The sequence below is a fragment of the Mycobacterium sp. E802 genome, from assembly GCF_001666875.1.
Classification (GTDB): domain Bacteria; phylum Actinomycetota; class Actinomycetes; order Mycobacteriales; family Mycobacteriaceae; genus Mycobacterium.
Genome location: NZ_LZJD01000143.1, coordinates 14,274 through 36,937, shown reverse-complemented (window position 1 = coordinate 36,937; position 22,664 = coordinate 14,274). Strand labels below are relative to the sequence as shown.

The following is a 22,664-nucleotide window of genomic DNA, read 5'->3' as shown; positions in this document are numbered from 1 at the left end:
AACCCGTACCGACACGTGCCGCCAGTTGACCCACCGAAGGCGCCTCGAACACCGCGCGCACGGCGAGATCGGCGTCCAGGCTGCTGTTGATCGCGTTGATCACCCGAGTTGCCGACAGCGAGTCCCCACCGAGATCGAAAAACGAATCGTCGATCCCGACCCGCTCCAACCCGAGAACCTGGGCGTAGATGCCGGCCACAATCTCCTCGACCGCGGTGGTCGGGGCACGGTAGGCCTCGGCATCGGTGTAGTCCGGCGCCGGAAGGGCACGCCTGTCGAGTTTGCCGTTGACCGTCAAGGGGAGCGCCGCCATCACCACCACCGCGGTCGGCACCATGTAGGCCGGCAGCCGCTCCGCCAACGCGGTGCGAACCTTGTCGGGATCGATTGCACCCAAATCACTTTCGGTGACATAGCCCACCAGACGCTTGTCGCCGGGCACATCCTCGCGAACGATCACCGCCGCCTGGTCGACATCGTCGAGGTCAACCAAAGCAGATTGAATCTCCCCCAACTCGATCCGGTACCCACGGATTTTCACCTGGTCATCGGCACGGCCCAGATACTGCAACTGACCGTCGGCGCCCCAGGACGCCGATCTCGCCGTGCGCGCGGTGTTCGAGGCGCCTTCGGTGGGTCAACTGGCGGCACGTGTCGGTACGGGTTCGGGCAGGCGTGAACCGTTGGTCGCGGTCGACCGACCCGCAGTACTGCCGTTGTCGTTTGGTCAACAGCGGCTGTGGTTCCTCGACCAATTGCAAGGCCCTTCACCGGTTTACAACATGGCAGCGGCGTTACGACTGGATGGGGACCTGAATGTCGACGCTCTGGGCCAGGCGCTGGCCGACGTCGTCGGCCGGCAGGAGATCCTGCGTACCCGATTCGACGCGGTCGACGGGATACCACGACAGGTGGTGGTGCCGGCCGAGGATGCCGACTTCGGCTGGCAGGTCATCGATGGTCGCGGCTGGCCGACGGAGCAGCTCGAGGAGGCCATTGGTGTGGCGCAGCTGCACACCTTTGATCTGTCCACCGACATTCCATTCAGGGCCAAGCTCTTTCGGGTTTGTGAGAATGGGCACGTCCTGGTGGTTGTAGTGCACCATATTGCCGCGGACGGCTGGTCGGTAACTCCGCTGACGGCGGATCTGCAGGTTGCCTACGACAGTCGGTGCTCAGGCCGAGCGCCAAGTTGGGCACCGCTACCGGTTCAGTACGTCGATTACGCAGTGTGGCAGCGTGCGTATCTCGGTGATCTCGACGACAGCGACAGCCGCATCGCCGCCCAGGCGGGCTACTGGCAGGACGCGCTCGCCGGGCTGCCCGAGCGCTTGGAATTGCCCACCGATCGGCCGTACCCGCTGGTCGCCGATTTCCGCGGGTCGAGTGTGGCGGTAGATTGGCCGGCCTCATTGCAGAAGAGCATTGCGCGGCTGGCCCGCGAACACGACGCGACCAGCTTCATGGTGGTGCAGGCTGCGCTCGCGGCGCTGCTTGCTCAGTTGAGCGCCAGTGACGATGTAGCAGTGGGGTTCCCGATCGCGGGCCGTGGCGATCCAGCGCTCGATGACCTCGTCGGGTTCTTCGTCAACACCTTGGTGTTACGGGTCGATGCCGGTGGCGATCCCACCGTCGCCGAGCTGGTGGCCCAGGTGCGCCAGCGCGCCCTGGCCGCCTATGAACATCAGGATGTTCCGTTCGAAGTGGTGGTGGATCGACTCAACCCGACGCGCAGCCTGACCCACCACCCATTGGTTCAGGTGACGTTGGCCTGGCAGAACTTCGCCGGCGATGCCGGCGCCGAGGCCGTGCTGGGCGACGCGACGGTCACCGTGCTGCCGGCAGATACCCGCACAGCTCGGATGGACATGGTCTTCTCTCTCGGTGAGCGTTTCAACGCTGCCGGCGCCCCCACCGGGATCGGCGGAAATGTGGAGTTCCGGACGGATGTGTACGACGGGGCCGGCATCGAATCCCTGATCGACCGACTGCAACGGGTGCTGGTGGCCATGACCGAGGCCCCGGAGCGGAAATTGTCGTCGGTCGACGTGCTCGATCCTTCCGAATATGCCCGGCTGGACCGGATTGGGAATCTGGCGGCGCTCAGCCGGCCCGTGCACGCGACATCGATTCCGGAGGCGTTCGCCGTCCAGGTTGCCCGTGCTCCGCACGCGGTGGCCGTGACTTTCGCCGGTCGCTCGATGACCTACCGGGAACTCGATGCGGAGTCGAATCGGTTGGCGCACCATCTGATCGGGTTGGGGGCGGGCCCGGGGCAGTGCGTGGCGGTGTTGTTCGAGCGTTCGGCTGATGCGGTCGTATCGATTCTGGCAACGCTCAAGACCGGAGCGGCTTATCTGCCTATCGATCCCATGCATCCCGATGCCCGCATCCACTTCGTGGTCGCAGATGCCAAGCCGGTCGCGGTGATCGCAGGCAGCGGGTTGGCCGGTCGGTTGAACGGATCTGATGCGGTGGTCGTCGATGTCGACGTCCCCTGGACCGGCGCCTCGCAGCTGTCGTTGCCGGTCGTGGCTCCCGACGACATCGCGTACGTCATCTACACCTCGGGCACGACTGGTGCTCCGAAAGGTGTTGCCATCACTCACAACAATGTGACTCAGCTGTTGTTGTCGGACATCGGGTTGCCGCTCGGCGGCGCCTGGCCGCTGTGTCATTCCTTGGCATTCGATGTTTCAGCATGGGAGATGTGGGGCGCACTGCTCAATGGTGGCCGGTTGGTCGTCGTGCCCGAATCAGTGGTGGCCTCGGCGCAGGATTTCCACGCCCTGCTGGTTGCCGAACAGATCAGCGTGTTGACACACACACCCTCGGCTGTGGGGATGCTCTCGCCGGAGGGCTTGGAATCAGCGGCGCTGATGGTGGCCGGTGAGGCATGTCCTCCGGAGGTGGTGGATCGGTGGGCGCCGGGTCGGATGATGATCAACGCTTATGGCCCGACCGAGACCACCATGGGCGTGACGATGAGTGCCCCGCTGAAACCGGCGGCGGGTGCGGTGCCGATCGGGTCACCCGTGACGGGTGCGGCGTTGTTCGTGCTCGATCGATGGCTGCGTGAGGTCCCGCCCGGCGTGGTGGGTGAGCTGTATGTGGCCGGTCGCGGTGTCGGGGTGGGTTATGTGCGGCGGTCCGGACTGACAGCGTCGCGGTTCGTCGCTTGCCCGTTCGGGGATGCGCGGGCGCCCGGACAACGGATGTATCGCACCGGGGACCTGGTGTCGTGGGGCGCCGATGGGCAGTTGCGGTATGCCGGGCGCGCCGATGAGCAGGTCAAGATTCGCGGCTACCGTATCGAATTGGGCGAAATCCAGGCCGTATTGGGCGGTTTGGACGGAGTTGACCAGGCGACGGTGATCGCGCGTGAGGACCGTCCAGGGGACAAGCGGTTGGTCGGCTATATCACCGAAACGATGACCGGCGCAGCGGACCCGGTTCGCGTGCGCGCACAGCTTTGTGACCGGCTGCCGGCGTACATGGTGCCGGCTGCGGTGATGGTTGTTGATGCGTTGCCGCTGACAGTCAACGGAAAACTCGACAAGCGGGCGCTGCCCGCGCCCGAATACGCCGGCGAGGGGTACCGCGCCCCGACTACTCCCGTCGAAGAAGTCCTGGCCGGGATCTACGCCCAGGTGCTGGGGGTTGATCGGATCGGAATCGACGATTCCTTCTTCGACCGGGGAGGGGATTCCCTGACCGCCATGCGATTGATCGCCTCGGTCAACGCGGCCCTGGACACCGACGTCGCGGTGCGCACGCTGTTCGACGCACCCACGGTGGCCCAGTTGGCGCCGCGGATCGGCGCGGGCTCCGGTGGGCTGCCGGCGTTGACGGCCCAGCAGCGGCCGGCGGTGGTGCCGTTGTCCTACGCGCAGAACCGAATGTGGTTCGTGAACCGGATCGAAGGCGAGGTAGCCACCTACAACATGCCGACCGCGTACCGGATCAGCGGGAAGTTGGATGTCGAGGCACTACAGGCGGCGCTGGCCGACGTAGTCGGACGCCACGAGAGTCTTCGCACGCTGTTCCCGGCGGTCGGAGGGGTTCCCCGGCAGGTGGTGGTGCCCGCCGCGGAGGCTGATTTCGGCTGGCAGATCATCGATGCCGGCCCCTGGTCGGTAGCGCAAGTAGCCGATGCCGTCGGGGCCGAGGTGGGCCACAATTTCGACCTGGCCTCCGAGATACCTTTGCGGGCAAAGTTGTTCCGGGTGGCCGAGGGCGAACACGTGCTGGTTGCGGTGGTGCACCATATCGCCGCCGACGGCTGGTCGATCGGCCCACTCGTGCGGGACCTTGGTATGGCCTATACCGCCCGGTGTGCCGGGCAAGCCCCCGACTGGGCGCCGTTGCCGGTGCAGTATGTGGACTACACCCTGTGGCAACGTGAGCACCTGGGCGACCTGGCCGATACCGAGAGTCCAATCGCTGCCCAAGTGGCGTACTGGGAACAGGAATTGGCCGGTCTGCCTGAACGGTTGGAGTTGCCGACGGATCGGCCGTATCCGCCGGTGGCCGATTACCGCGGGGCGAGCGTGGCGGTGGATTGGCCGGCTGAGTTGCAGCAGCAGGTGGCGCGCGTGGCCCGTGAGCACAACGCGACCAGTTTCATGGTGGTGCAGGCGGCCCTGACAGCGCTGCTGTCTACGTTGACCGCTAGTTCCGATGTGGCGGTTGGCTTCCCAATCGCCGGTCGCCGAGATCCTGCGCTCGATGAGTTGGTGGGTTTCTTCGTCAACACATTGGTGCTACGGGTCGATACGGCCGGAAATCCCAGTGTCGCCGAGTTGTTGGAGCAGGTGCGATCACGCAGCCTGGCGGCTTACGAGAACCAGGACGTACCGTTCGAGGTGTTGGTAGAGCGAATCAACCCAACCCGGAGCCTGACGCATCACCCCCTCATCCAAGCGATATTCGGCTGGCAGAACTTCCCCGGGTTGGACAACGATCCCGCGACCCAGCTCAGTCTGGGTGATGTTCAGGCTGCGCCGTTGGCGGCAGACACCTATTCCGCCAGAATGGATCTGGTGTTCTTCCTTCGGGAACACTGGAGCGAGGACGGTGCGCCTGCCGGAATCTGGGGGACGGTCGAGTTCCGTACCGATGTGTTCGACACGGCCAGTATCGAGATCCTGGTTGATCGGTTGCGGCGGGTCTTGGTGGCGATGACGGCCGATCCGTCACGGCTGTTGTCGTCGATCGACGTGTTGGACGCCTCCGAGTATGCGCGGTTGGACGAGGTCGGTCATCTGGCGGTATTGACGCAGCCGGTGACCGAGGTGTCGATCCCGGAGTCGTTCGCCGCGCAGGTGGAGCGGACCCCGGACGCAGTGGCGGTCAGATTCGAGGGCCACTCGATGTCGTATCGGGAGTTGGATGAGGCGTCGAATCGGCTGGCGCACTTGCTGGTTGCCCAAGGTGCGGCGCCGGGTCAGTGCGTGGCGTTGTTGATGGAGCGGTCCGCACGGGCGATTGTTGCGATTGTGGGGGTGTTGAAGTCGGGTGCGGCGTATCTGCCGATGGATCCGGCGCATCCGGACGCCCGAATCGAGTTCATGCTTGCCGATGCCACACCCGTTGCGGTTCTCACGACGGCTGATCTGGCCGAGCGATTTGACAACTGCGGTGTACCGGTGGTGGATGTCGATGATCCGCGGATCGATAGCCAGCCGGCGACCGCGCTACCGATGCCGTTGGCTGATGACCTTGCGCACATCATTTTCACCTCGGGGACGACGGGTGTTCCCAAGGGGGTGGTGGTCACTCATCAAAATGTCACGCGGCTGTTCGACGGCTTTGATGTGGGTACGGCGTTGGGGCCGGGGCAGGTCTGGCCGGTGTGTTTCTCCTTGGCCTTCGACTTTTCGGTGTGGGAGATCTGGGGGGCGTTGCTGCATGGCGGCCGACTGGTCGTGGTTCCGGAGCAGATGACGCGTAATCCCCGCGAGTTGCAGGCGCTTCTGGCTGACGAGCGGGTGACGGTGTTGAGCCAGACTCCGTCGGCGGTGGGAATGCTCTCGCCGGTGGGGTTGGAGTCGGTGGCGACGTTGCTGGTGGGTGCCGAGGCAGTCCCGACCGATGTGGTGGACCGGTGGGCGCCGGGTCGGGTGATGTTCAATGTCTACGGTCCCACAGAGACAACGATGTTTGCGACGCTCAGTGCGCCCTTGCAAAAGATCGGCGCGGCGGGTTCGACCGTTGTTCCGATCGGTATGCCGGTGCCGGGCACCGTGTTGTTTGTGTTGGATCGGTGGCTGCGGGAAGTTCCGACGGGTGTGGTGGGCGAACTGTACGTGGCCGGCCGTGGTGTGGGGGTTGGCTACATGCGCCGGTCTGGGTTGACGGCGACCCGGTTCGTGGCGTGCCCGTTCGGTGGGTCGGGAATGCGTATGTATCGCACCGGGGATCTGGTCTCCTGGGGGCCAGATGGACAGTTGCGGTATGCCGGGCGCGCCGATGAGCAGGTCAAGATTCGCGGGTACCGCATCGAGCTCGGCGAGATCAACGCCGCATTGGCGTCCCACCCGCGGGTGGCACAGGCGGTGACGGTCGCGCGAACTCCTACCGCCGTATCGGGTTCCGGCGAACCTGTCGGCGAAAAGCAGGTAGTCAGCTATGTCGTGCTGGACCGGGAGATGATGCTGGCCCGTGAGTCCGAACGGGAAGCGCATTTGGTCGACCAATGGCAGGGGCTGTACGGAGGTCTGTACTCGGGAGAGTCGTTCGCCTCTGGTACGCCAACCGAATTGGGTGAAGATTTCGTAGGCTGGTACAGCAGCTACACCGGCGAGCCGATTCCGTTGCCGGAAATGCGGGAGTGGCGTTCGGACACGGTCAACCGGATCCTCGCGCTGCGGCCGCAGCGGGTACTCGAGATCGGCGTCGGTTCCGGACTGTTGCTGGCACACGTGGCTCCGGAGTGCGTCGAGTACTGGGGGACGGACTTCTCGGCGCCGACCATCCACACGCTGCAGGCGGGTGTGGCTGGACAGCCGTGGGGCGATCGGGTCCGACTGCGGGTGCAACCGGCCGATGCTGCTGATGGTTTGCCGGTGGGGCACTTCGATGTGGTGGTGATCAATTCGGTCATCCAGTACTTCCCGAGCGCGGGCTACCTGCTCGACGTTCTGGCAGTTGCGATGCGTTGTCTGGCGCCGGGTGGTGCGTTGTTCATCGGCGACGTGCGCAACCTCTCGCTGTTGCGGGCGTTCACCACCGGTGTGGTGTGCGCAGACACGAGCCCGGATGACGGCGCAGCAGCGGTGGCGGAGCGGATTCGTCGGGAGATGTTGGCAGAGCAGGAATTGCTGTTGGCGCCCGATTTCTTCGCGGCGTTGCCGCAGCACCTGCCCGACATCGCCGCGGTGGACATCCAGCTCAAGCAGATGCAGGCGGTGAATGAACTCAGCCGCTACCGATATGAGGTAGTGGTGCGCAAGGCGCCGGCGCCGGTTCGTTCGGTTGCACAGCTGCGCTCAATTCCCTGGCAGCGATTCGGAAATCTGGCCGCTCTCCGTGACTATCTGCAGTCGGAGCAGCTCCCGGAGGTGCGCATCACGGGGGCGCCGCATGCCGGGATATGGCCGGATGCGGCTATGGCGGATGCGTTGGCCCAGGCTCTGGAGAACGGCGGAGCGCGGACCACCTTCAGTGAATTGCGCTCTCGCACAGACACATTTGTCGCCTCGGTGCTGCCGCACCAGTGTCACCTGCTTGGGCAGGAACTGGGATACGTCACAGCGGTGACATGGTCAGCCACCACGGGTCTGGTGGACATCATCTACACCGACGGCACCGAGCCGTCGGCGGTCTCTTCGGCAATGTCAGATCTCTACCCGCCACCCGTAGCGATCGGTTCGCTTGCCCCTTATGTCAACGACCCCTCGGCGATCGAACGCGTGGCCGAGTTGCGTAGCTTTGCCGGTGACAGATTGCCGGAATACATGGTGCCGGCGACGATCATGGTGCTCGAGTCGTTGCCCCTCACGGTCAACGGGAAACTCGACAAGAAGGCATTGCCGGCCCCTGAGTTCAGCAGCGGGGTGGCATATCGGGCGCCGCGTGACCAACGGGAACGGGTGTTGGCCGAGCTGTTCGGTGAGGTTCTGGGAATCCCCCGGGTAGGCGTCGATGACGGGTTTTTCGATCTGGGTGGGCATTCGCTGTCTGCCACCCGACTCATCGCTCGGGCGAGGGTTGAACTGGGCGTAGATGTCCCGATCCGGGCCTTGTTCGATGCGCCTAGCGTGGCAGCGTTGGCTGAATGGATCAGCATCCATGCCGCCGAACACGCGGGACCGGCCTTGATCGCCTACGAGCGTCCGGCGGTGTTGCCGTTGTCCTACGCTCAGCAGCGGCTGTGGTTCCTGGACCAGCTACAAGGACCGTCCCCGGTGTACAACATGCCGGCTGCGTTCCGGGTCAGTGGGACGCTGGACACCGACGCGCTGGGCGCCGCACTCAGTGATGTGGTGAGTCGCCATGAGAGTCTGCGTACGGTGTTCTCCGCGCCGGAAGGTGTTCCGCGGCAGATCGTGGTGCCTGCCGAACAGGCGGATTTCGGCTGGCAGGTCATCGACGCACAGGGATGGCCGGCCGAGCGCCTGGCTGCGGCCGTCGGTGCAGAGGTGGGGCACAGTTTCGATCTCGCAGTCGAGACGCCCCTCCGAGCAACGCTTTTGCGCACGAGCCACGATGAGTACGTGCTGGTGGTCGTGGTGCACCATATCGCCGCCGACGGTGCGTCGATCAGGCCGTTCCTGCGCGACGTAGGGCTGGCCTATGGAAGCCGCCAGGCGGGGCGCGCACCCGAATGGATGCCGCTGCCGGTGCAGTACGCGGACTACACGCTTTGGCAGCGCGATCATCTCGGCGATCTCGCTGATCCCGACAGCGTGATCGCACAACAGGTGGGTTATTGGGAGCAGGAATTGGCCGGTCTGCCTGAGCGGTTGGAATTGCCGACAGATCGGCCTTATCCGCCGGTGGCCGACCACCGCGGGGCAAGTGTGATGGTGGATTGGCCGGTCGAGGTGCAGGAGCGAGTTGCTCGGGTGGCCCGCCAGCACGATGCAACCAGTTTCATGGTGATGCAGGCGGCGCTGGCGATCCTGTTGTCGAAACTGACCTCCAGTAGCGATGTGGCGGTGGGCTTCCCGATTGCCGGTCGACGTGATCCGGCATTGGACGACCTGGTGGGCTTCTTCGTCAACACCTTGGTGTTGCGGGTCGACGTAGCAGGTGATCTGACAGTGGCGGAGTTGGTAGCACAGGTCCGTCAGCGCAGCCTGGCGGCCTACGAGCACCAGGATGTGCCGTTCGAGGTCCTGGTGGATCGGCTCAACCCGGCGCGCAGCCTCACCTATCACCCGCTGATCCAGGTGATTTTCGGCTGGCAGAACTTCGCGGTGAAAGGCAGCGGTGAACCTGCGGCGGGGTCGCTGCTAGGTGATGTCGAGCTCAGCCCGTTGTCCTCCGACACCCATTCAGCCCGAATGGATTTGGCGTTCTCGCTTGAGGAACGCTTCACCCCGGCAGGTGATCCCGCCGGGATCGGCGGAATGGTGGAGTTCCGCACCGATGTATTCGACGCCGACAGCATTCAGATGCTGATCGCCCGGCTGCAGCGAGTGGTGGATGCAGTTACCGCCGATCCGAACCGCAAGGTGTCGTCGGTGGATGTGGTCGACACCGGCGAGCGAGTGGTGCTGGACGAGATCGGCAACCAGGTGGTGTTGACCGAATCGGTGCCGCCGGTCTCGATTCCGATGTTGTTCGCGCAGCAGGTGTCCCGTGCTCCGCACGCGGCGGCAGTGAGCTTCGAAGGCCGCTCGATGTCCTACCGAGAGTTGGACGAGGCGTCGAATCGCCTGGCGCACTTCCTGGCCGGCCAGGATGTGGGTCCCGGACGGTGTGTCGCGCTGCTGTTCAACAGGTGCACCGAGGCGATCGTGGCGATGCTTGCGGTTCTCAAAACCGGGGCGGCATATCTGGCTATCGATCCCGTCGTACCGGATGCGCGGGTCGATTTCATGCTGCGGGATGCTGCGCCGGCGGTAGCTGTCACCAGCGCTGAACTGGCCGATCGGCTGGACCGGTTTGAGCTGCCGGTTGTCGATATCGATGACCCTCGTATCGACAGCTACCCGGACAGGGACTTGACAGGCCCGGTAGATACCGACATCGCGTATGTGATCTACACATCGGGCACCACCGGTACCCCGAAGGGCGTGGCCGTCACTCACCACAATCTGACGCATCTGGCGGCGTCCATGCCTACCGGCTTGCCGGCAAACCAGGTGTGGACCCAATGCCATTCATATGCCTTCGATTTCTCGGTGTGGGAGATCTGGGCCGCACTGACGAGCGGAGGGCGGCTGGTGGTGGTGCCCGAAGACGTCGTCTCCTCGCCGGAGGACTTCCACGAGCTGCTCGTTGCCGAAAAGGTCAATGTGCTGACGCAGACCCCGTCGGCCGTGGCGACTCTCTCGCCGGAGGGTTTGGGATCGGCAGCGCTGCTGCTCGGCGGTGAGGCCTGCTCGCCTGACGTAGTCCAGCGGTGGGCTCAGGGACGGGTGGTGATCAATGCCTATGGGCCGACCGAGGCGACGGTGTATGCGTCGATGACGGCACCGCTGACACCCACGTCTGCCACGGTGCCGATCGGTGCGCCGGTATCGACCGCGGCACTGTTCGTGTTGGATCAATGGTTGCGTCCGGTACCCGTCGGGGTGGTTGGCGAACTGTATGTGGCAGGCCGTGGCGTGGCGTGTGGCTACCTGGGCCGGTCCGGGTTGACCGGATCACGGTTTGTGGCATGTCCGTTCGCCGGGGATGGTGCAGCCGGAGCGCGGATGTATCGAACCGGGGACCTGGTCCGGTGGGGCCCTGACGGGCAGCTGCAGTACCTGGGGCGTGCCGACGAACAGGTCAAGATCCGCGGATACCGCATCGAGTTGGGTGAGATCCATACGGTGCTGGCTGGTTTGGCCGGGGTGGAGCAGGCCGCGGTGATCGCGCGTGAGGACCGGCCGGGTGACAAGCGCCTGGTCGGCTATATCACCGAAGCCGTTTCTGGGACAGTCGATCCGATCCAGGTGCGGATGGCACTGGCCGAGCGCCTGCCGGCCTATATGGTGCCGTCTGCGGTCATGGTGATGGACTCGCTGCCACTGACGGTCAACGGCAAACTCGATACTCGCGTGCTGCCGGCACCCGACTACATCGCAAGCGCATATCGAGCGCCGACAACTCCTACGGAGGAGACCGTGGCCGGCATCTTTGCCGAAGTACTGGGAGTCGAGCGTGTCGGGATCGATGACTCCTTCTTCGACCTGGGTGGGGATTCACTGTCGGCGATGCGTGTGATAGCCGCGGTCAACAAATCTTTGGACACTCAGCTGGCAGTGCGCGTCATATTCGACTCACCGTCGGTCAGTGGTCTGGCCCGCCGGGTGGGAAGTGCCGACAGCGCGCAGGAAGTCGTGCCTGTCGACATCCTCAAAGAGGGTACGGGTATTCCGCTCTGCTGTATTCACGACGGTTTCGGACTGAGTTGGTCGTATCGGGCCCTGGGCGCGTATGTTGACGGCCCGATCACCGGCCTCAACCAGACTCCGCAACCCGATGAAGCATCGCCGGTATCGATACGGAGTATGGCTGAAAGCTACGCCGACCAGCTCCAAACCCTCTACCCGGCCGGGCCCTACAGGCTGCTCGGGTGGTCTTTTGGCGGGGTCGTGGCTCACGAGGTAGCCATCGAGCTTCAGCGGCGCGGGTGCGAGGTTGAACGACTGATATTGATGGATGCCGCATTGAATCTGAACAGGGCCAGCGGGTTCGCGGCACGGCTCTACCGGACGGTCGCAGGTAACCATGCCCTGGCCGAAGGGCTGGTCCTGGATTACATCCTGGGAGCCAACCACGTTGACTTCCCGGTGCAGCGGCGACCACTCACCTATCGGCGGGCGGAGAAGATCATCCGCCGGGCAGACTCGGCCGGGTTTACTCCTCCACCCAAAGAGCTGGTGGACTTCATGGTCAAGAGTCTCAATGCGAACCAGTTACTTCTGCTGGAACACGAACCCGATGTGTTCAACGGCGACATCGTCATCTTTTCTGCCGCGCGACATAGAAATACCAACGGCAGACGCGCGGCGATCAGGTCACGGTGGCGTGAGATCCGAAACCGGATGGCTATGCGGTCCCATCTACAAAGCTGGCGGCCCTACGTCACCGGTGACATCACGGCGCATTCGGTGGACTGCACGCACTATGAGATGTTCACCAGCGAGTCACTGTCCGAATACGGTGAGCAACTCAAGCTTTCACTGGAAGGCTGACCAGCTCATCGCTATCGGACCCATGTGCGCGGGTGCCGCCGGGCTCTAAACTGTGCGGGCCAGCCGATCCGCGAGCAGGGTGGCGAACTTGGCTGGATCTTCGAGCTCGCCACCTTCGGAGAGAAGCGCTGTCCCATAGAGCAATTCGGCAGTATCAGCGAGCTCGCCGGCAGGGGATGGGCCATCGCCGCGGTTCTTGTGTGCCCGTTGTAATGCGGTGATGAGCGGGTGGTTCGGATTGATTTCCAGAATGCGCTTACCGACCGGAATCTCCTGCCCGGAAGCCCGGTACATGCGTGCCAGCGCCGGCGTGATGCCGAAGGCGGGCGTGATCAGGCAAGCCGGCGAATCGATCAGCCGCGTGGACAACCGCACCTGTGAGACATGACCGCCAAGCGTCTCCTTCAACCATGAAAGGAGGTCGGCGAATTCGCGCTCCTGCTCGTGGCGCTCGGCCTCGTTCGTCGCCTTCTCGTCTGCAGAGTCGAGGTCCACCTCGCCCTTGGCCACCGATTGCATCGGCTTACCGTCGAACTCGCGCACCGAGTCCACCCAGATTTCGTCGACGGGATCGGTGAGCAACAGCACCTCATAGCCCTTGGCCTTGAATGCCTCAAGATGCGGGGACTTCAGCAGCTGATCACGTGCCGGTCCGGTTGCGTAGAAGATCTGCTCCTGGCCGTCTTTCATCCGCTCGACGTACCCGGTCAGGGTGGTGAGTTCGTCGTCGCTGTGGGTGGAGGCGAAGGAGGAGAGGCGCAGCAACGCGTCCTGATTGTCGGGATCCTGCATCAGGCCCTCTTTGAGGACGGCGCCGAACTGGGTCCAGAACACTCCGTAATCCTCGGGCCGTTCGGTCCGCAACTCGTTGACCGCCGAGAGTACCTTCTTGGTCAGCCGGCGGCGGATCGCCGTGATGTGTCGATCCTGCTGCAGAATCTCCCGGGAGACATTGAGGGACATGTCTTCTGCGTCGACAACGCCCTTGACGAAGCGTAGGTATCTCGGGACGAGCTCGTCACAGTCGCCCATGATGAAGACGCGTTTGACATACAACTGCACCCCGACCTTGGCGTCCCGGGTGAACAAGTCGAACGGGGCGTGCGAGGGGATGAACAACAACGCCCGATACTCCACGGTGCCTTCACCCTGCATCGTGATGATCTCGAGTGGCTCGTCCCACGCATGGGCGATGTGCTTGTAGAACTCGTGATACTCCTCCTCGGAGACCTCGTCCTTCGACTTGGCCCACAGGGCTTTACCCGAGTTGAGGGTCACGGTCTCCAGGGTGACGGTTTCTTCACCACCCTCCTCTGCAGCGGGAGTGCGTCGCTCGACCTCCATCCGGATGGGCCAGGCGATGAAGTCGGAGTACTTCTTGACCAGCTCGCGCAGCTTCCACTCGGCGGTGTAATCGTGCAGCTGATCCTCCACGTCCTCAGGTTTGAGGTGCAGCGTGACCGAGGTGCCCTGCGGGGCATCATCAACCGATTCGATGGTGTAGGTGCCGTCGCCACTTGATATCCATCGGGTGGCGCCGCTTTCACCCGCTTTGCGGGTGAGTAGTTCGACCTCATCGGCCACCATGAACGTCGAATAGAACCCGACACCGAACTGGCCGATCAACTCGTCGGACACCGACGCCTTCTTGGCTTCACGCAACTGCTGGCGAAGCTCGGCGGTACCTGATTTGGCCAGGGTCCCGATCAGGTCCACGACCTCGTCATGTGTCATGCCGATGCCGTTGTCTCGAATGGTCAGGGTGCGTGGTTCGTGTCCGACCTCGATGTCGATGTGCAGATCGGACGCGTCGACGTCGAGATCCTTGTTGCGCAACGTTTCCAGGCGCAGTTTGTCCAGTGCATCGGAGGCGTTCGAGATCAATTCCCGAAGGAAGGAATCCTTGTTCGAGTAGACCGAGTGCACCAGCAGTTCCAGCAGTTGGCGAGCCTCTGCCTGAAATTCCAACCGTTCGACGCGTGTAGACATCTCATCCCGTTCGACAGAACAAACCTGCGTTACCGATTTCGTCGAAGATGATACCGACCGTGTCGGCCGGCGGGCGCGGTATCAGCGCGGGCCGCAGGGGTTTACAGGCCGCCCATGCCGCGAGCGATGAGTGAGAGTCCGACCACCGCCAGGATCGCCGCGATGAACTTCCGGCGGTGCGCGTGCGCCCAGTCGTGAACTCGATGCAGGGCTGCTTGAGTTCGTTCCGGAGCAAACACGTTGCTGACCAGAATGGTCTCCTCGACGGTGAGCACACCGATGACGAACGCGATGAGTGCGACGAACTGAATGCCGGTGGAAGCCCCCGAGGCGATGACGATGCCCAGGGCGAGGAAGACTCCGTCCAGTGGCGGAAGAAACCAGACGCCGATGCCGAAGGAGATCCAGGGGGACCCGCTACGCCACGCGTCACGAGCCCGGCTGAGCAGGCGGCGAATTGGTGAACGACTGCCGTCCTCGTCATCTGGTTCGGGGTGCAGCAGCCGTCTGAGTACCGGCGGGACCGATGGATCCAGCAATAGCGTCGACGTCTTCGTGGTGCCGTCGCGATCGGGCGCCGCGGCGTTGACCGCGGCGGCACGGGGCGTGCGCACCAACGAAAGCGCCACCAGGACCGCGGCGAACAACAGTAGCGCCGCGCCCACGCCGATCGCGCTGCGCTGCGCGGCAGGGTTCGCCGTCGGGTTCGCGAAGTCCTTGACGAAAGCGGCCGACGCCGGCGTCGCGTGCAGGAGGACCAGCGGAACCAGCAGGGTGAGCAACCCCACCAGCAATGCGCCCGTCCAGTAGGCGAGCAGATTCTGGATGGGCCGTGGCCGGGAGAGCACCAGCAGGATCAGACCCAGGCGCACGGGGTTGATCGTCGTCAGGAGTGCCAGCACGATCAATGAGCCCCACATAGGTGGAATGCTACCCGGTTCACTATTTGCTGGTGCGAGTTCTCAAGAGATTCCCAAGGCAACCCCAGGTTCGGATTCGGTGGAGATCTCCACGGGCGCGGCGGGTGTTGAGCGCGCTCCGTGATCGCCCGGTGGTCCGTGCGGATGTGTTCTGCCGGTGTGGGGAGCCGCTGTGCGCGGGCTCGGTCAAAAACGTTGGTAGTCAAATACTTTGCCGCTGCGTTGCACCGTGATCGATGATCCTTCGAGCGGGCGGTGCACAACGAGAGGCTCGCCGGAGACCTGTCGTCACAGGTCTGCGGGCGAGCAATCGATACATCGTCGGATGCTGGTGCCGGCTCAGTCGTCCTTCGCGTGGTGCTGGTTGGGTGAACTTTGCTCACGAGTTGCCACGAGCACCGTCGGGCCCAGCCGGCGGTTGTGGAACTCGAGGGTGATGGCCGGGTCGGCATGATGGGCAAGGGTCTGCAGCGCCGAGGGGCTGTACGCGCGCAGGCCGCTGATGACCGCATCGTGGATCACCGGGATCCGGATGAATGGCAGCACCGCCGCCAGCATCGCCAGGTGTACGGGTGGTGCCGGCCGGTGGACGTCGATGATCAACAACTTCTTTGCCGCCCGGGTGCCCTCGGCAAAGACTTGGGCGGCCAGTTCGGGCCGCAGATGATGTAGTGACAGGGCGAACAGTGCGAGGTCGAAGTGCCGGTCGGGAGCGTCGATCGCGGTGGCGTCCATGATCCGGACGTCCGCGCGGGGGTGACTACCCAAATCGCCTGCGGCGATGGCGGCTACGAACGAGGGGTCGATATCCGTGATGGTCACCTGGGCAGCCGGGTCGAGCTCCAGGAGCTTGCGTGACAACCCACCGAGGCCGCACCCCAGCTCGAGGATTTTCGGTGCGCGGTGTTCGCGCACCTCGCCGAGGGCGAGCCGAGCGTATTTCTCGTAGGTACCGAACCGTGGGCGGCGTCCGCCGCGATCGATGGCGTGTACGACCTTTTGCTTGAGGTCGTCCACATCCTCGCGATCCAGATACTCCAGTCGGTCGGTCTGTAACCGCCGGGACAGCCAGGAGGCATCGGGGCCGCCCCTCGGCATGCCGACGATGTCGCAGGTTCCGGCGTTCACGGTCACGCGGCTTCCACAGGTGAGAGCTTCTCGCAGAGCAACTCGGCCAATCCGTGGATGGTGGTGACGCCTGTTGCCGTGATGCGGATGCCGGTTTCGGTCTCGATGCGGGTGCGCAACTCCAAGGCGCCGAGGGAGTCCATCCCGTACTCGGAGAGCGGACGGTCCGGATCGACACTGCGACGCAGGATGAGATTCACCTGGTCGGAGATCACATGCTGGAGCCGTGCGGTCCACTCTTCGGCGGGCAGCTCATCGAGCTCGGCCCGCAACTTGTTTGTTCCTGCCGAACTCTGGCCGTTCGACCGGAATGCCTCGGCGAATGGGCTGCGTTCGGCGAACATACTGAGCCAGGGTGCGTCGGTGATCGGCGCGTATCCGGTGTAGGCCCGGTCGTGACGGAGCAGGGCCTCGAACGCGTACGCACCTTCGTCCGGCGCGATGGCGATCCCGGTCCCTTCGGCCAGGGCGGTGCCGCGGCCGATCTGGCCCCAGGCTCCCCACGCGATCGAGGTGGCCGGCAATCCCTGGGCGCGTCGCCACAGGCTGAAAGCGTCGAGCCAGCTGTTGGCCGCAGCGTAGGCGCCCTGTCCAGGCGAGCCGACCAGTGCCGCTGCCGAAGAGAACGAACAGAACCAGTCCAGTTGATGGTCCGCGTCAGCCTCCTGCAGCGCGCGGTGCAGGTTCCATGCACCGTAAACCTTTGGCGCCCAATCCCGGTCGATAAGCTCATCCGTGATGTTGGTGAGTGCGGCATCCTCGATCACCCCGGCCGCATGCAGCACACCCCGGGTCGGCATGCCGCCGGCGGTGGCTGCGGCGACCAACCGCTGTGCGGTGTCAGGGTCGGCGATGTCACCACATTCGACCACGATGTCAGCACCGGTGGCGCGAATGCGCTCGATCGTTTCCCGAGCCTGCGGTGTGGGTTGCGATCGCGAGGACACCACGATGCGTCCGCATCCGTTGGCCGCCATCTTCTCGGCCATAAACAGGCCGAGACCGCCGAGGCCACCGGTGATGATGTAGGCCCCGTCGGGGCGGAACACCTGTACCTGTGCCGGTGGAACCACCAGGCGACTGGAGCCGACGTGCGGGATGTCGAGGACCAGCTTGCCGGTGTGCTGGGCGCCGCTCATCATCCGGATCGCCGTGGCGGCGTCGGCAAGCGGGTAGTTGGTGAATTGTGGTCGCGGCAGATCGCCTTCGGCGGTCAGCAGATACACCGTCGACAGCAACTCGCGCAGCCGGTCCGGGTGGCTGACTGACATCAGCGCCAGGTCGACGGCATGGAACGACAGGTTGCGCCGGAATGGGAACAGCCCGATCCTGCTGTCGCCGTAGATGTCTCGTTTGCCGATCTCGACGAATCGGCCACCGAACGCGAGTAGTTCGAGGCCGGCGCGTTGAGCTGCTCCGGTTACCGAATTGAGCACGATATCGACACCGTAACCGCCCGTGTCTTCGCGGATCTGATCGGCGAATTCGACGGTGCGTGAGTCGTATACATGCTCAACGCCCATGTCGCGTAGCAGGTTCCGGCGCTCCTCGCTGCCGGCGGTGGCAAAGATCTCCGCTCCGGCGGCGCTCGCGATGGCCATTGCGGCCTGCCCGACTCCGCCAGTCGCCGAGTGGATCAGTACCTTCTCCCCGGCTTTGATCCGAGCCATGTCGTTGAGCCCGTAATAAGCGGTGGCGGTCGCGATGGTCAACGCAGCCGCCTCGGCGTCGGCCAAGCCGGCGGGCAGAGTGACGGCCAAGCGGGCGTCGCACGTGACGAACGTGCCCCAACAACCCTCGGCGCACAACCCGCCGACGTGGTCGCCGACACGGTGGTCCGTGACATCGGGCCCGACTGCAGTCACCACACCGGCGAAGTCGATGCCGAGTTGGGGCAGCCGGCCGTCGAAGGCAGGGTAGCGGCCGAATGCCACCAGCACGTCGGCGAAGTTGACGCTGGATGCGGTCACCGCCACCTCGATCTGTCCCGGGCCCGGAGGCACGTGGTCGCAGGCCACGAGTTCCATCGACTCAAGGTCGCCGAGGAGTCGGATCTGCAGACGCATCCGATCGCGTCCGTGGTCGGCTACGGTGGTCCGTCGCTCCTCGGGGCGCAACGGGGCGGGGCACAGCCGTGCGGTGTACCAGCGGCCGTTGCGCCATGCGGTCTCGTCTTCCTCCGAGCCGCTGAGAAACTGCCGTACGAGTTGCCGAGCCTGCTCGTCGGCATCGGTGGCCTCGTCGACGTCGATCTGGGTGGCGGCCAGATGCGGATGCTCGGTACCGATTACCCGGATCAGACCCCGCAGCTCGGCCTGTTCGAGATTGGCGACGTCACCGGCCACCACCGTCTGCGCGTTGCAGGTCACCACGTAGAGACGCGGAGGCTCGCCGGTGATCTCGGGCAGCTGCCGGGTGATGTGCACCAATTGCCGTACGTACTCGCGGCCGAGTAGCGGTGACCGGTCGGTATCGCGGCCGTTCCGCGGTGCGGTCAAAACCACCACCCCGGTGAATCGGCCGGCCTGTAGATGGTCGGCCAGCTCGGCACAGGTCAGCGAGTCGTCGGGTTCGTTGGGCCAAGACATGGTGATGCATTGTGCGCCAGCCTCTTTCAAGGCGTCGCGCAGCCTGTCGGCGGTGCCATCGGGATGCGCCGTGGCGTTGATCAGCAGCCACGATCCGGCTTCGGCATACTCGACCTCCGGCAGATCCCGTTGTCGCCACTCGACCGTCAGCAACCGTTGACTGAGAACCTGGTCATCGCTGCCGGCCACGCCGGCCCCCAACCTCAGCCCCTGCACGCTCAGCAGCACGTTGCCACGCTCGTCGAGCACATCGATGTCGGCCTCGATCCCGGTGCTGCCGGCCTGAACCAACCGGGTCAGGCAGTAGCGCGCGTTGCGCACGGATCCATAGGAGCGGAGCCGGCGCACACCGAGCGGCAATCCCAGTACCTCGCCGCCGAGGGCTTGGACGTCGGGATGAGCCTCGATGGATTGGAAGCAAGCATCCAGCAGTGCCGGGTGCACACCGTATGCGTCCTGTTGCGAGCGGATGGAGCGGGGTAGCGCGACCTCGGCCAGAGCGGTGTCGGTGTTGGCTCCGACATGTACGGTCACCAGACCGGAAAACGCCGGCCCGTACTGGATTCCGTGCTGGGCCACCCGATCACGAACGGCGTTACCGTCCTCCTCGCCTGGGTGCGCAGCGAGCAGCGTGGCGATGTCGTACGCCGGCGGTTGCTCGGCGACCGCGGTACACAGCCTGGCGGTGGCCAGTCTGGCGGGCTCGCCATCCTGGTTGGTCTGCACCGCGAAATTGAGCACGCCGGGCGTCGACACCAAGGCCGAGGCGCCGACGACGCAGTGCTCGTCGAGCAGGAGAGCCTGCTCGAACCGGAGGTCGCGCACCTCGGCGGGCTGGTTCAACACCGCATCTGCGGCCGCCAGCGCCATCTCGCAGTAGGCAGCTCCGGGAAGGACTGCCACGGCGCGTATTTGATGATCCGCGAGCCAGGGCTGAGCGTCGGTACCGACGTCGGTCTGCCATACGTGACGTTCCGGCTCCTCCTGCAATCGCACATTGGGCCCCAACAGGGGGTGCACTGCAATGGTGCAGCCGCCATGCGTCGGCGCGTCCTGATCACCGCCGCTGAGCCACAACCTGCGGTGCGTCCAGGTCGGCAGCGGTGCGTCCACCAGCTTTCCGTCCGGGAACAGCACGGAGAAGTCGATCGCCGCTCCGGCGCTGTGCAAGTCTGTCAGCAGCCCGCGCAACCCGTCGGGCAACGCTTGCTCGCGGCGCATCGCGGCCAGTGCGGCCATCGGTGTTTCACGACTGCTCGCCGTCTGTTGGAGGGCACGTGTGAGCAGTGGATGGGGCGAGAGTTCGGCGAAGACCCGGTAGCCGTCCTCGAGCGCGGCCTGCACGGCGGTGGCGAATCGCACCATCCGCCGCATGTTGGTGACCCAGTAGTCGGCATCGCACACCGGTGCTTCGCGGGGATCGAACAGCGTCGCCGAGTAGAACGGAACCTCTGGCGTCATTGGCGTGAGATCGGCCAGCGCCTTCGTCAGATCGGCGATGATCGGCTCGACCTGTGGTGAGTGAAACGCGACGTCGACCGGTACCTCCCGGGCCATCACCCCGCGTTGTTCCCACTCGGCGACCAGGTCGCGCACGGTCTGGGTAGCGCCGGCGATCACCGATGACTGCGGCGATGCCACCACCGCCACCACCACATCGTCGATACCGCGGCCGGTCAACTCGGAAAGTACCTGTTTGGCAGGGAGTTCCACCGCTGCCGTCGCGCCCTGGCCGGCGATCCGCGACATCAGAGCAGACCTCCGGCAGATCAGACGGACTCCGTCGGCCAACGACAGCGCACCGGCGACCACCGCTGCTGCGCCCTCACCGAGGGAATGCCCGATGACCGCGCCCGGTCGCACCCCATACGCCTTCATGGTGGCGGCAAGGGCCACCTGCATGGTGAACAGTGTGGGCTGCACGCGGTCCTGTCCGGTGACCGTCTGAGGTGAAGTCAACGCCTCGGTCACAGAGAATCCGGCCTCGCGCGCGATCAACGGTTCGATTTGTGCCACGGTGGTTGCGAACACCGGCTCGGCCGCCAGCAATTCGGCGCCCATCCCGGCCCACTGCGAGCCCTGCCCGGAAAACACCCAGACCGGGCCGCGATCGTCGCGGCCGACCGTGGCCGGGAAAGGCGTATCGCTTTCGGCCACCTGTCGCAGCGCGGCGACGAGTTCTTCCCGGCCGGCCGCGGCGACGGCAGTGCGCACCGGCCGGTGTACTCGGCGCCGGGCCAGGGTGTAGGCCAGATCCGGAAGTTCGACATCGTCGTGGGTCTGGACCCAATCGGCCAGCCGGCTTGCGGTGCGGCGCAGCTCATCTGCCGAGGTGGACGACAACGCGAACAACATTGTGGGCACGGTCGACGATCCGGTGGCAGACTCCTCGGCCGCAGCGGCCTCGGACACCTGATCGGGGGCTTGTTCGACGATGGCGTGCACATTGGTGCCGGACAACCCGTACGACGACACTGCCGCTCGTCGCGGGTGATGACCATTCGTGCACCACGGCGTGGTCTGCTGGGGGACGAACAACTTGGTTTTGATCTGGGCCAGCTGATCGGGAAGCCGTGTGAAATGCAGGTTCTGCGGCACTGAGCCGTGCTGCAGTGCCAGCACAGCCTTCATCAGTCCAATGGCTCCAGAGGCTGCCTGGGCGTGGCCCATGTTGGTCTTCACCGAAGCCAGTGCACAAGGACCGTCGACTCCGTAAACCTTGGCGAGGCTGGAGAATTCGATAGGGTCGCCCACCGGTGTGCCGGTGCCGTGTGCCTCGACCATGCCGATGGTGCCAGGGTCGACCCCGGCCGCGGCCAATGCTGCTCGGTACACCGCGGTCTGTGCTGCATCGGATGGTGTCGCGATGTTGACGGTATGGCCGTCCTGGTTGGCGGCGGTGCCGCGAACCACGGCCAGAATCCGGTCACGGTCGCGCAGAGCGTCCGGCAGACGCTTGAGAAGCACCACAGCGCAGCCTTCGCCGCCGACGAATCCGTCGGCGGCGACATCGAATGCGTGGCAGCGTCCGGTCGGCGACAGCATCCCCTCGGCCGATCCGGAAGCGAACTTTCGCGGGTCAAGGGCCAACGTGGCACCGCCGGCCAGAGCCAGATCGCTCTCACCTTCGTGGAGGCTGCGGCAGGCCAGATGCACGGCGGTCAACCCCGATGAACATGCAGTGTCGACAGTGAGGGCCGGGCCGTGGACGCCGAGTGCGTAGGCGATCCGACCCGAAGCCAAGCTGAAGTTGTTTCCGCTGAAGCCATATGCGGCCTCCAGAGACTGGGCATCCGCTGCCAACATCTGGTAGTCGGCATGAGTCAACCCGACGAACACGCCGGTCAGCGAGTCGGCCAAGGACTCCCGCGTCAGCCCGGCATGCTCCATCGCCTCCCAGGACGTCTCCAGCAGCAATCGGTGCTGGGGGTCGAGCGCGGCGCTCTCGCGTTCGTTGATGCCGAAGAACTCGGAATCGAAGCCGGCCACATCTTCGAGAAAAGCGCCCCACTTCGATACCGACCGGCCGGGTACTCCGGGTTCCGGATCGTAGTATTCGTCGGCGTCCCAGCGGTCGGACGGAACCTCGGTGACCAGATCGTCGCCCCGGATCAATGCTTCCCACAACTGTTGCGGAGATTCGATCCCGCCGGGAAGCCGGCAGGACATTCCGATGATGGCCA

At 64.7% G+C, this 22,664-nt stretch carries 4 protein-coding genes and 2 pseudogenes; 1 reads left to right on the top strand and 5 read right to left on the bottom strand.

What is annotated here, in order from left to right; translation table 11 throughout:
* A pseudogene (locus A5699_RS20750) lies at positions 1-589 on the bottom strand (phosphopantetheine-binding protein); the annotation flags it as partial.
* A 1-nt stretch (position 590) separates the two neighbouring features.
* Here A5699_RS20750 and A5699_RS29325 point away from each other — a divergent pair.
* Positions 591-12,356: pseudogene (locus tag A5699_RS29325) on the top strand (amino acid adenylation domain-containing protein); the annotation flags it as partial.
* 45 nt (positions 12,357-12,401) lie between these two features.
* On the opposite strand, the gene htpG reads toward A5699_RS29325, so the two are convergent.
* From htpG to pks2, 4 genes are all read right to left on the bottom strand, one after another.
* The gene (htpG, locus tag A5699_RS20740) at positions 12,402-14,345 is read right to left on the bottom strand and encodes a molecular chaperone HtpG (protein WP_067773191.1); all 1,944 of its coding nucleotides are present in this window, start codon (positions 14,343-14,345) and stop codon (positions 12,402-12,404) included.
* Positions 14,346-14,446: 101 nt separating this feature from the next.
* The gene (locus A5699_RS20735) at positions 14,447-15,265 is read right to left on the bottom strand and encodes a GAP family protein (protein WP_067773188.1); all 819 of its coding nucleotides are present in this window, start codon (positions 15,263-15,265) and stop codon (positions 14,447-14,449) included.
* 339 nt (positions 15,266-15,604) lie between these two features.
* Positions 15,605-16,363 carry a class I SAM-dependent methyltransferase gene (locus A5699_RS20730; RefSeq protein ID WP_067773203.1) on the bottom strand — a complete coding sequence of 253 codons (759 nt, stop codon included), beginning with the start codon at positions 16,361-16,363 and terminating at the stop codon, positions 15,605-15,607.
* Positions 16,364-16,395: 32 nt separating this feature from the next.
* On the bottom strand, positions 16,396-22,650 hold the full coding sequence (gene pks2, locus A5699_RS20725) for a type I polyketide synthase (protein ID WP_157561369.1): 6,255 nt from the start codon (positions 22,648-22,650) through the stop codon (positions 16,396-16,398).
* Positions 22,651-22,664 lie beyond the last annotated feature (14 nt).

What these genes read in the sequence shown, in the direction of transcription:
- A5699_RS20735 (WP_067773188.1), bottom strand. Translation starts at nt 15,265, where the DNA reads ATGTGGGGCTCATTGATCGTGCTGGCACTCCTGACGACGATCAACCCC.
- A5699_RS20730 (WP_067773203.1), bottom strand. Translation starts at nt 16,363, where the DNA reads ATGCCGAGGGGCGGCCCCGATGCCTCCTGGCTGTCCCGGCGGTTACAG.
- pks2 (WP_157561369.1), bottom strand. Translation starts at nt 22,650, where the DNA reads ATGTCCTGCCGGCTTCCCGGCGGGATCGAATCTCCGCAACAGTTGTGG.
- htpG (WP_067773191.1), bottom strand. Translation starts at nt 14,345, where the DNA reads ATGTCTACACGCGTCGAACGGTTGGAATTTCAGGCAGAGGCTCGCCAA.